This is a genomic window from Streptomyces altiplanensis, from assembly GCF_053591575.1.
Genome location: NZ_JBSFUB010000153.1, coordinates 1 through 10,942 on the forward strand (window position 1 = coordinate 1; position 10,942 = coordinate 10,942).

Annotated in this window: 11 protein-coding genes and 1 pseudogene; 4 read left to right on the plus strand and 8 right to left on the minus strand. The window is 72.9% G+C overall.

Going from position 1 to position 10,942, the window contains the following annotated elements; genetic code table 11:
- The 3 genes and pseudogenes from ACWD0Y_RS34430 to ACWD0Y_RS34440 form a co-directional block, all read right to left on the minus strand.
- Positions 1-317 (minus strand): annotated as a pseudogene (locus ACWD0Y_RS34430) (hypothetical protein); the annotation flags it as partial.
- A gap of 173 nt (positions 318-490) precedes the next feature.
- Positions 491-1,003, minus strand: a complete 513-nt coding sequence (locus tag ACWD0Y_RS34435; RefSeq protein WP_450264201.1) for a DinB family protein — start codon at positions 1,001-1,003, stop codon at positions 491-493.
- A 40-nt stretch (positions 1,004-1,043) separates the two neighbouring features.
- A complete protein-coding gene (locus ACWD0Y_RS34440; RefSeq protein ID WP_450264202.1) occupies positions 1,044-1,706 on the minus strand; it encodes a TetR/AcrR family transcriptional regulator in 663 nt (220 codons plus the stop codon).
- 78 nt (positions 1,707-1,784) lie between these two features.
- On the opposite strand from ACWD0Y_RS34440, the gene ACWD0Y_RS34445 reads away from it, so the two are divergent.
- A complete protein-coding gene (locus tag ACWD0Y_RS34445; RefSeq protein WP_450264203.1) occupies positions 1,785-3,041 on the plus strand; it encodes an FAD-dependent monooxygenase in 1,257 nt (418 codons plus the stop codon).
- 10 nt (positions 3,042-3,051) lie between these two features.
- Positions 3,052-3,960: a Gfo/Idh/MocA family protein gene (locus ACWD0Y_RS34450; RefSeq protein WP_450264204.1), complete on the plus strand. Its 909-nt coding sequence runs from the start codon at positions 3,052-3,054 to the stop codon at positions 3,958-3,960.
- Here ACWD0Y_RS34450 and lnt read toward each other — a convergent pair.
- From lnt to ACWD0Y_RS34465, 3 genes are all read right to left on the minus strand, one after another.
- The gene (lnt, locus tag ACWD0Y_RS34455; RefSeq protein ID WP_450264205.1) at positions 3,881-5,476 is read right to left on the minus strand and encodes an apolipoprotein N-acyltransferase; all 1,596 of its coding nucleotides are present in this window, start codon (positions 5,474-5,476) and stop codon (positions 3,881-3,883) included. The two genes, ACWD0Y_RS34450 and lnt, sit on opposite strands and share 80 nt — an antisense overlap.
- A 133-nt stretch (positions 5,477-5,609) precedes the next feature.
- The gene (locus ACWD0Y_RS34460) at positions 5,610-6,089 is read right to left on the minus strand and encodes a nuclear transport factor 2 family protein (RefSeq protein WP_450264206.1); all 480 of its coding nucleotides are present in this window, start codon (positions 6,087-6,089) and stop codon (positions 5,610-5,612) included.
- Between the two features lie 209 nt (positions 6,090-6,298).
- On the minus strand, positions 6,299-6,472 hold the full coding sequence (locus tag ACWD0Y_RS34465) for a hypothetical protein (RefSeq protein ID WP_176710151.1): 174 nt from the start codon (positions 6,470-6,472) through the stop codon (positions 6,299-6,301).
- Positions 6,473-6,595: 123 nt separating this feature from the next.
- Here ACWD0Y_RS34465 and ACWD0Y_RS34470 point away from each other — a divergent pair, with 123 nt between their 5' ends.
- Positions 6,596-7,510, plus strand: a complete 915-nt coding sequence (locus ACWD0Y_RS34470) for a pentapeptide repeat-containing protein (protein WP_450264207.1) — start codon at positions 6,596-6,598, stop codon at positions 7,508-7,510.
- A gap of 37 nt (positions 7,511-7,547) precedes the next feature.
- Here ACWD0Y_RS34470 and ACWD0Y_RS34475 read toward each other — a convergent pair whose 3' ends face one another.
- Complete coding sequence (locus tag ACWD0Y_RS34475; RefSeq protein WP_450264208.1) at positions 7,548-8,423, minus strand: undecaprenyl-diphosphate phosphatase; 876 nt, start codon at positions 8,421-8,423, stop codon at positions 7,548-7,550.
- Positions 8,424-8,577: 154 nt separating this feature from the next.
- Positions 8,578-9,288 carry a TVP38/TMEM64 family protein gene (locus ACWD0Y_RS34480; protein WP_450264209.1) on the minus strand — a complete coding sequence of 237 codons (711 nt, stop codon included), beginning with the start codon at positions 9,286-9,288 and terminating at the stop codon, positions 8,578-8,580.
- Between the two features lie 400 nt (positions 9,289-9,688).
- Between ACWD0Y_RS34480 and tuf the strand changes: the two genes are divergently transcribed.
- Entirely contained in the window at positions 9,689-10,876 is a 1,188-nt protein-coding gene (gene tuf / locus ACWD0Y_RS34485) for an elongation factor Tu (RefSeq protein ID WP_450264210.1), read from the plus strand.
- The last annotated feature ends 66 nt before the right edge of the window (positions 10,877-10,942 follow it).

Below are 10,942 nucleotides of genomic sequence, written 5' to 3' on the forward strand. Positions count from 1 at the left end.
GCGGGGGGGGGCGGGGGGGGCGGGCCGGGGGGGGGGGAGGGCGGGGGCGCCCCGGTGCGGCGGACCGCGGGGGCCTCGCGCGGCGCGGCCCGGGGCGCGGTCTTCCGCGAGGGTTCGAGCGCGGCGTCCAGGGCCTCGCGGGCGGGAGCCTGCACGATCTGCGGTTTCACGTTCTGGGAGGCCGGCGGCGCGTCCGCGGCGGGTACGGGCACAGGAGCGGGCCGTGGTTCCACCGCCACGCATCCGGTGGCGGAGACGGAGGCGGCCGAGACCGCCACCCCCATGAGGAACTTCGCTGTGGTTCTCGTTCGGTGCACCCGCGCAACTCTGCTGGGCGCGAGGCGGTTTGGGGAGATCACCGGGGGAGATTGGCCCGCACGAGTGATCCGGAACGGTGGTGTCCGGCGGACGTCACGCTCCTGCTCCCCGCCCCTTCCCGGGGGCCCGGCCGGCGCGGCCCCGCGCGGGGCGGAGCCGCGAGCACCCCGGACTACTCGCCGGTGGCGCCGTCGATGCGCTGGCGGAGGAGATCGGCGTGGCCGTTGTGGCGGGCGTACTCCTCGATCATGTGGACGTAGATCCAGCGGAGGTTGTACGTCCTTCCACTGCGGTGCCTGCCCTCCATCAGGTCGTCGAGCGAGCGCGTCGCGGCCAGCTCGCGCGACCGGCCGACCGCCTCGCGCCAGGCGGTGTGCGCCTGCGCCCAGGTGTCCTGGCCGGTGAAGTGGAAGTCCCCGTCCGGGTTCTCGTCGCTGGTGTAGGGCCGCGGCACGTCCTCGTCGGCGAGCACCCGGTGGAACCAGCCCTGCTCGACCTCCGTCAGGTGCCGTACGAGACCGAGCAGCGACATGTCCGAGGGCTCCACGGCGGTCTCCCGCAGCTGCTCCTCGCTCAGGCCCGCGCACTTGAGGGCCAGCGTCTCGCGGTGGAACTCCAGCCAGCTGTCCAGCATCTCGCGTTCACCGGCGGTGGTGGAGGGAGGGATGCGCTCAGGATTCGTCATGGTGATCATCGTCGTTCACCGGTCTGCCCGACGCCATCGTTTATGCGCCGGGCGTACCGGGCGTACCGGGCGTACCAGGGGTGCCGGGCGTACCGGGGGCGCCGGGCGTGCCGAGCATGCCGTGCAGCAACTCGCCGAACCCCCGGCGCAGTTCCTCCTCGCCGGGTACCGCGGAGTGGTACGAACCGGCCGCGCAGGAGAACATCAGCCCCTCGCACCAGGCCACCAGCGACAGGGCGTGCCGCTCCGGCTCCCGTGAACCCGCCGCCGCCATCAGCGCGTTGAGCGGCTCCCGGAACCGGTGCCGGCCGGTCGTGTCGTAGAACTCGCGCAACTCGGGCCGGCGTGTCGCTTCGAGCCCCAGTTCGTAGCGGGCCACGAGCAGTTCGCGGTGGTGGGTCAGGTAGCGGTGGAGGGCGGCTGCGAAGGCTCCGACGACGCCGTCGAGGCCGGCCGACGGGGCCGGCACCCCGTCGAGGGCGAGGACCTGCGCCTCGCGTTCGGCCAGCCGGCGCACCGTCGCCTCCAGCAGTGCCTGGCGCGTGCGGGCGTAGTTGGACGTGGAGCCCTGGGGGAGCCCGGCGCGTTCGTCCACCGCCCGGTGGGTGAGTCCGCGCATGCCGCGCTCCACGAGCAGGATCAGGGCGGTGTCGGTGATCAGCTCGGGCCGGGAGCGGCCCGCGGCGGCGGCGCGTGCGGTCATGGGAACAGCCTACCGCCCGCAACTACACCTGTAGTACGGTGAAGAAGTCACTACAGGTGTAGTTGCCGAGGAGGAGCCATGGCCGTCACTGCCCACTCCCAGCCCAAGCCCCAGTCGCAGCCCCGCGCCGTCGTCGTGGGAAGCGGGATCGGCGGGCTGACCGCTGCCGTCGCCCTGCACCAGCGCGGTTGGCAGGTCACCGTCCTGGAACGCGCGGCCGCCGTGGAACCGGTCGGCGCCGGAATCGGCCTCGCCCCCAACGGGCACCACGCCCTCGACGTCATCGGTCTCGGCGAGGAGATCCGCGAGCTGGCCGCCTGGCAGGGCGACGGCGGCATGCGCTCGCCCGGCGGCCGCTGGCTCTGCCGTACGAACAGTTCCGCCGCCGCCGAGCGCTTCGGCGGTCCCCTCGTCCTCGTCCACCGCGCCACCCTGATCGACCGCATCGCCGCCCGGCTGCCCGGCGGGGCACTGCGCACCGGATCGCCCGCGACGCTCGCCGACCCCGGGGTGGCGGGCGGCCGCGCCGCCGTCGTCACCACCCCCGACGGGGACATCGAGGCCGACCTCGTCGTCGGCGCCGACGGGGTCGACTCCGCGATGCGCCGCGCCCTCTTCCCGGACCACCCCGGCCCCGTCTACGCCGGGATCACCACCTGGCGCATGGTCGTGCCGGCCGCCGCCGCCGGCTCCTTCGCGCCGCACGAGACCTGGGGCCGCGGCGCCCTCTGGGGCAGCCAGCCGCTCCTGGACGGCCGGATCTACGCGTACGCCGCCGCAGCGGTCCCCGCCGGAGGCCGCTCGCCCGACGGCGAGAAGGCCGAACTCCTGCGCAGGTTCGGCGACTGGCACAGCCCCGTCCCCGAGATCGTCGCCGCGGCCGGGCCCGACGAGGTCCTGCGGCACGACGTGCGCCACCTCGTCACGCCGCTGCCCGCCTTCCACCGCGGCAGGACCGCGCTGCTCGGCGACGCCGCGCACGCCATGGCCCCCACCATGGGCCAGGGCGGCAACCAGGCCATCGAGGACGGCATCGTCCTCGCCCACCACCTCCCGGACGCGGGCGACGTCGGGACCGGCCTGGCGGCGTACTCCGCCGAGCGGCTGCCGCGTACCACCGGCATCGTCCGCAAGTCCGCGAGGATCACCAGGCTGATGTCGGTCCGCAGCGCCCCGGGCGCCGCCCTGCGCGACACCCTGATGACGCTCGCCGGCTTCGGCCCCGGACTGGCCCTGCGCGCCTTCGACGGCATCGCCGACTGGCTGCCGCCGCAGCGCACGTATGCTGCCGGGGCACCGGACCCGCAGATCCGGGACCACCAGGCACAGCGTTAGGGGACCCTCAGTGAAGGTCGGCGTCATCGGGCTCGGAGACATCGCGCAGAAGGCGTACCTGCCGGTACTGACCGCCGTGCCGGGGCTCGAACTGCACCTGCAGACCCGCACCCCCGCCACCCTCGCGCGGGTCGCCGCGTCCCACCGCATCCCCGGCGCGCAGTGCCACACCGGCCTCGACGCGCTGCTCGGCCAGGGCCTGGACGCCGCCTTCGTGCACGCGCCCACCGCCGTGCATCCCGAGATCGTGACCCGGCTCCTGGAGGCCGGAGTGCCGACGTACGTCGACAAGCCGCTCGCGTACGAACTCGCCGAGTCCGAGCGGCTGGTGCGGCTCGCCGAGGAACGCGGCGTCAGCCTCGCCGTCGGCTTCAACCGCCGCCTCGCACCCGGCTACGCGCAGTGCGCCGAGCACCCGCGCGACCTGATCATCATGCAGAAGAACCGCGTCGGCCTGCCCGAGGACCCGCGCACCCTCGTCCTCGACGACTTCATCCACGTCGTCGACACCCTGCGCTTCCTGGTCCCCGGCACGGTCGACCACATCGACGTACGCGCCCGGGTCGTGGAGGGCCTCGTGCACCACGTCGTCCTCCAGCTCTCCGGCGACGGGTTCACCGCCATCGGCACCATGAACCGGATGAACGGCTCCACCGAGGAGATCCTCGAAGTCTCCGGCCAGGACACCAAGCGCCAGGTCGTCAACCTCGCCGAGGTGGTCGACCACAAGGGGCAGCCGACCGTCCGCCGCCGCGGCGACTGGGTGCCGGTGGCCCACCAGCGCGGCATCGAGCAGTGCGTCGATTCCTTCCTCGGCGCCGTACGGGCCGGAAAGCTGCTCAGCGCCCGGGACGCGCTGCTGACTCACGAGCTGTGCGAGCGGGTGGTCCGGGCGGCCGAGGAGCAGCGGGCCGCCTGAGGGTCCGTACGCCCTCGGCCGCGCACAGCAGGACCAGCACGGAGAGTGCGCCGTGGACGGCCCAGTCGCCGAGCCCGGCGTACACCGTCGTGCCCCGGGCCAGCGGGACGTCGTACACCGCGGAAGCACTCCGGTCCGTCCCCAGCGGCGGGCCGGCCCGCTCGCCGTCGGGGCCGAACACCGCGCTGACGCCGGTGAGCGTGGCGTGCGCCACCGGGCGCCCGTTCTCGGCGGCCCGCAGCGCCGCGAGCGAGGCGTGCTGCTCGGGCGCCCAGCTGTTCTGGAACGTCGAGGTCGCCGACTGGGTGACCAGCACCTGCGCGCCGCTTCGGGCCAGCTCCCTGCTCATGTCGGGGAAAGCCGACTCGAAGCACACCAGAGGACCGACGCGCAGTCCGTCGGCCGCGCCGCTTCCGGAGAGCGTCATCACCACGGGGCTCGTGCCACGCCTGCGGTCCTCGCCCGCCGCCTTGCCCACCGAGGTCGCCCAGCCGAGCACGGAACGCGCCGGGACGTACTCGCCGAAGGGGACCAGGCGCATCTTGTCGTAGCGCTGACCGGTGGCGCCCTCCGGGCCGATCAGGACCGAGCTCTTGAAGATGCCGGGCCGGTCGGAGCGCCGTGCGTCCACATTGACCAGCACTTCGGCGCCGACCGCCCGGGAGAGGGCGGCGAGCCTGGCCGCGAGGCCGGGGCGTTCGGTCAGGTCCGCGCCGACGCTGCTCTCGCCCCACACCACCAGGTCGATGTCCTGCCCCGCCAGGTCGCGGGTGAGCGCCTCGCCGCGCGCGAAGCGCCGCTCGGGAGCCCCGGCGCCGTCGACGACACCGGGCTGGACGACCGCGACACGCACCCGGCCCGACGGTTCGGGGCGCGGCGCCCACGCCCACACGGCGCCCACCCCGACAGCGCAGGCCGCCGCCGCGGCCACCACGGGCGTACGGGCCCGGCGCACGGACACCAGCACGACGACGCCGGTGTTGACCGCGACCACCAGCAGGCTCACCAGCCAGACACCGCCGACCGAAGCCAGCCGCAGCGCGGGGGCGGCCTCCCACTGGCTCGAACCGAGCAGTCCCCACGGGCCGCCCAGGCCCTGCCAGGACCTGACCAGTTCGGCCATCAGCCAGCCGGAGGGGACGACAGCGAGCGCGGCCGTCGCGCGGCGGGCCGACGGTTCCCCGCCCAGCATCGACCTGACCAGCCACCCCCAGGGCAGCCACAGCAGCGCGAGGAGTGCCGCCAGGACCACGATGAACACATGCAGGCTCGGCACCAGCCAGTGATGTACGGCGATCATGAAGCCGGTGGCGCCGAGCCAGCCGTCCAGCGCCGCCCGCCGGCCCGTCGGGGCGGAGCGGATCAGCAGCATCCACGGCACCAGGGCGACGTACGCGAACCACCCGAGGGAGGGCACGGGGAAGGCGAGCGCGGGCAGTGCCCCGAGCGCAACCGCGACGGCGCCGCGCCGCCAGGGCGATGACAGCCACTCCTGCCGGCCGGCCGGAATCCGCATGCGGCGCCTCCTCGTCCTGCCGCTCTGCCCCCGTAAGGGGCCCGGGAGCAGTCCCTGCCACCAGTGTGGGGGAGCGCGGCGATCGCGGACAGTGTGCCCGCAGCGGCCCGGACGTAACGGGCTTTCCCGCACGTCAGCGCGTGGTGCGCCGCCATTTCTCCCGCACGGTCACGGAGTGCAGCCGCCAGCCGTCCTCCGTACGCAGCAGGCCGAACGCGCAGCGTCCGCCGGACATGAGGGCGGGCCCGGCCGTCGGCTCGGACCCGCCGCTGTCGCCGGGCGCGGCTTCCGGCCGCATCGGGTTCACATAGTCGGCCTGAAGCTCCGCACGGTCCCCGGTGTCGCCGTTGCGGTCTTCGAGCCGCAGCTGCCGGTTGACGACGAGGTACTGGCGTACGGGAAAGAGCCGCGACGTCTGTGCCAGCCAGTCCGCGACTTCGGCGGCCGGCCCCTCGATGCCGCCTGCCGTGCGGTAGTCGGCCCGGCCGTCCGGGGTGAACAGGGCGCGGTAGGCGTGCCAGTCGGCGTCGTCCACGGCCACGGCGTATCCGGTGATCACTGCGTCGATGGCCAGTCTGTCCATCACGGTCGCGAGCTCTGCGCGCTGCGTCATCGGTTCAGTCTCCGGCAGTGCGCGTCCCGGGCCAAGAGCCCCGCACGCCAAGAGCTCCGCACACCGCGAGAGGCGCACCGGCGCGGAGCGGGTCGCCTTGGTGGCGCCCGCAGCCCGGCGGGGCAGGATTCCGCCGATCACCGTGCGGTGGCCGCTCCACGGACCAACGGGCGATCGGCCGGAAGGCCGTATGAACCGCCGGGTGGTGCCTAGGCCACTTCGACGACCTCGCCGCGCACGGCCGCGTCCCACTGCAGAAGCAGAAGTTCGTACTCGTCCGCAGGCCATGACCCGTCCGTGCGCGACTCGACCAGGGCGCGGATCGCCTCGTTCGCCTCGGTCAGGGGCCGCACGGAACCAGACGGCGGGGGTGAGCGGTACATGCGACAAGACTACGGCGAGGCACTGACAGCGAGCACCAGTACGGCAGTGGCTTTCCTCGCACTAGGGTGGAGCGCCGGGCGCCGGGCGGCGGTGCCCGCCACCCCGCCAGGAGGTCGCACACCTTGTCCGAGCAGCGCGTTCACACCACATCCGTCCCCGGCCGAGGCGGTCTCGACCTGCGGGCCGACTGTGCGAACTGCTTCGGTCTGTGTTGTGTCGCACTCGCCTTCACGGCCTCCGCGGACTTCGCGATCGACAAGGACGCCGGGCAGCCCTGCCCGAACCTCCAGGACGATTTCCGCTGCGGTATCCACCAGCGCCTGAGGCCGCAGGGTTTCCAGGGCTGCACCGTGTACGACTGCTTCGGCGCGGGGCAGCGGATCTCCCAGGTCACCTACGCCGGACAGGACTGGCGGCAGGCCCCGGGCACCGCGCGGCAGATGTTCGCCCTCCTCCCCGTCGTGCGGCAGCTCCACGAACTGCTCTGGTACCTGAACGAGGCACTGGAGCTGGAGCCGGCCCGTGCCCTCCACGGCGACCTCCGCACCGCCCTCGCCACCGTCGAGCGCCTCTCGCAGGGCAGCCCGGACGAGCTGCTGGCGCTGGACGTGGCAGCGCACCGGCAGGACGTCAACGCTCTCCTCCTGCGTACGAGCGAACTCGTGCGCGCCGGCGTCACGGGCGGCGGGAAGGGCGGCGGGAAAGGCGACGGGAAAGGGCAGCGGGGGCAGAAGGGCGGCAAGGGGAAGAAGGGGCGCCGGACCAAAGACCGCAGGGGCGCCGACCTCATCGGTGCGAAGCTTCAGGGCGCCGACCTGCACGGCGCCGACCTGCGGGGGGCGTACCTCATAGGCGCCGATCTCCGGGGCGCCGACCTGCGGGTGGCCGACCTGATCGGGGCCGACTTCCGTGACGCCGACCTCTCGGGCGCCGACCTCACCGGAAGCTTCTTCCTCACCCAGTCGCAGCTGAACGCGGCGAAGGGCGACGCCGGCACCAGGCTCCCGCCCGCGCTGACGCGCCCTTCGCATTGGTGAGACCGGTGAGACCGGTGAGACCGGCAGGAGGTGCGGGTCAGCCCGCCGACTCGCCCGCGTGCGGGCTCAGCGTGTCGGTGCCGACCAGGACGAACAGTGCGATGCCGAGCAGGACCCGGTAGATCACGAACGGCATGAAGCTCTTCGTCGTGATGAAACGCATGAACCAGGCGATCACGGCATAGCCGACGACGAAGGCGATGATCGTCGCGAAGATCGTCGGACCCCACGACACGTGGCCGCCCTCGCTCGCGTCCTTGAGCTCGAAGACGCCGGAAGCCAGCACCGCGGGGATGGCGAGCAGGAACGAATAGCGCGCCGCCGCCTCGCGGGTGTAGCCCATCAGCAGGCCGCCGCTGATCGTCGCGCCGGAGCGCGAGACGCCCGGGATCAGTGCCATGGCCTGGCAGACGCCGAAGATCAGGCCGTCCCTGACGCCCAGTTCCCTGAGCGTCTTGCGCTCCCTGACGGCGCGGTGCTTGCCGCCGGCCTCGTCGCGGGCCGCGAGGCGGTCGGCGATGCCGAGGACGATGCCCATGACGATCAGCGTGGTGGCGATCAGCCGCAGGTCGCGGAACGGGCCCTCGATCTGGTCCTTGAAGGTGACGCCGAGCACGCCGATGGGGATGGAGCCGACGATGACGAGCCAGCCCATCTGGGCGTCGTGGTCACCGCGCATCGACTTGTCGACGAGGGACTTGCACCAGGCGGAGACGATCCGGGCGATGTCCTTGCGGAAGTAGATGAGGACGGCCGCCTCGGTGCCGATCTGGGTGATCGCGGTGAAGGCCGCGCCCGGGTCGTGCCAGCCCGCGAAGGCGGCTGTCAGCCGAAGGTGGGCGCTCGACGAGATCGGCAGAAACTCGGTGAGCCCCTGGACGAGTCCGAGGATGAATGATTCGAACCAACTCATGGGGCTAATGCCGTCCCGGATGTGTTGTGCAGCAGCGTGCAGATGCGGTCAGGTCCGTCGCTGGGCAGAGTATCGTCCGCGGCGACAGCCCCCGCGGGAAGCCCCCGTCTGCGTGCCCGGCCGGGCAGGGACCGGATCCGGCGGCCCCGTTCGGCTACTTGCCGGTCGTACCGCGCAGCCGGTGGCGCTTGCACCAGGCGACCACCGCCGCGCCGAGTCCGGACAGCGCGATGAACCCCATGGCGATCAGGAACGCGGGAGACGTCGGGGACGAGGCGCTGCTTCCCGCGATGACGTACGCCGCCGTGTTGGGGACCGACCCGATCCCCGTCGCCAGGAGGAACGGAAGCCACCCCATGCGGGAGACCGCGGCGCAGTAGTTGGCGGCGGCGAAGGGCACACCGGGGAACAGCCGGACGGCCAGCATCGTGCGGAAACCGTGCCGGCTCAGCTGGCCGTCCGCCGCGAGCAGCGCCCGCCCGCGCAGCAGCGGACGCAGTGCCTCCTGGCCCAGCACCCGGCCGAGGCCGAAGGCGATACCGGCGCCGACTACCGTTCCCGCGACGGCGGAGACGAGCCCCGCCTGCGAGCCGAACAGGGCACCCGCGGCGAGATTGAGGATCGGCCGCGGTACGAACGCCGCTGTGCACAGTCCGTACGCGAGACCGAACAGCACGACGGCCGCCGCACCGCTCAGCTGGGGCGGCCAGCCCGCGCTCAGCAACCGCTGCGGTTCGAAGACCAGCACCGTCGTCACCGCTGCCGCGAGCATCACCACGAGCAGCGACAGCCGGGACCAGGGGGAGAGCAGCGTCCTGGTGCACCGGACGGTGAAACCTGCGGGCGAAGCGGCGGGCTCGAGCATCCGGGGAGACTAACCGAGAACCGCGTGTGATCGCTGTAATGCGCACCGCACCGCCTCGTGACGGCTTCGTGAACCTCCTCTCCCCACCTCGGTCGCCGAAGGGCCGGGGAGGGAGAGAAAACCGTTCGACGCGAGGGCGGCCGTCGGCGAGGATCGACGACATGTCCAGGCACGCCTTCCTCGCAGCGCAGACCGCAGTAGCGGACGCGCCGAAGGCTGCCGTGAACATTCCCGCGGCACTCACCTCCGCGGCACTCACCTCCGCGGCAGTCGCTGCCGCAGCGCCCTTCGGCGGCGCCCGAAGCTGACCCTTCCCGGATCGTCCGGCGGACCCCGCAGGGGGAGGGTCGGCAAGGCCCAGGGGTCCCTCTCACGCTTCGACCTTCCGAGGAAGATCACCATGCCCAAGACGGCATACGTGCGCACCAAGCCGCACCTGAACATCGGCACCATGGGCCACGTCGACCACGGCAAGACCACCCTGACCGCCGCCATCACCAAGGTCCTGAGCGAGCGGGGGACCGGCACTTTCGTGCCGTTCGACCGCATCGACCGGGCCCCCGAGGAGGCGCTGCGCGGCATCACCATCAACATCGCGCACGTCGAGTACGAGACCGACACCCGGCACTACGCGCACGTCGACATGCCGGGCCACGCCGACTACGTCAAGAACATGGTGACCGGAGCCGCGCAGCTCGACGGGGCGATCCTCGTCGTGTCCGCGCTCGACGGGATCATGCCGCAGACGGCCGAGCACGTCCTGCTCGCCCGCCAGGTCGGCGTCGACCACATCGTCGTCGCCCTCAACAAGGCCGACGCGGGCGACGAGGAACTCACCGACCTGGTCGAGCTGGAGGTGCGCGACCTGCTGTCCGCGCACGGCTACGGCGGCGACGCCGTGCCCGTCGTGCGGGTGTCCGGGCTCAGGGCGCTGGAGGGCGACCCGCGCTGGACCGCGGCGATCGAGGCGCTGCTGGACGCGGTGGACACGTACGTACCGATCCCGGAGCGCTACACGGACGCGCCGTTCCTCATGCCGGTCGAGAACGTGCTGACCATCACCGGGCGCGGAACGGTCGTCACCGGTGCCGTCGAGCGCGGCACGGTCAGGGTCGGTGACCGGGTGGAGGTGCTGGGCTCGGCTGTGACGTCGAAAGCGGGCGAAACGGTGGTCACCGGTCTGGAGACCTTCGGGAAGCCGATGGAGTCCGCCGAGGCCGGGGACAACGTCGCGCTGCTGCTGCGCGGCGTGCCGCGCGACGCCGTGCGCCGCGGCCACGTCGTGGCGGCGCCGGGCAGCGTGGTGCCCAGCAGGCGCTTCACCGCGCAGGTGTACGTCCTGTCGGCGCGGGAGGGCGGCCGTACGACGCCCGTCACGAGCGGCTACCGGCCGCAGTTCTACATCCGTACCGCGGACGTGGTCGGCGACATCGACCTCGGCGAAACGGCTGTCGCGCGCCCCGGCGACACGGTCACGGTGACCGTCGAGCTGGGACGTGAGGTGCCGCTGGAGCCGGGGCTGGGCTTCGCGATCCGCGAGGGCGGACGCACGGTCGGCGCCGGCACGGTGACGGGCATCGTGGCCTGAGCGGCGCCGGGGCGGGCCGGGTCCGGGAAGCTGTTCCCGGACCCGGCCCGCCCCTTCCCGCCGTGA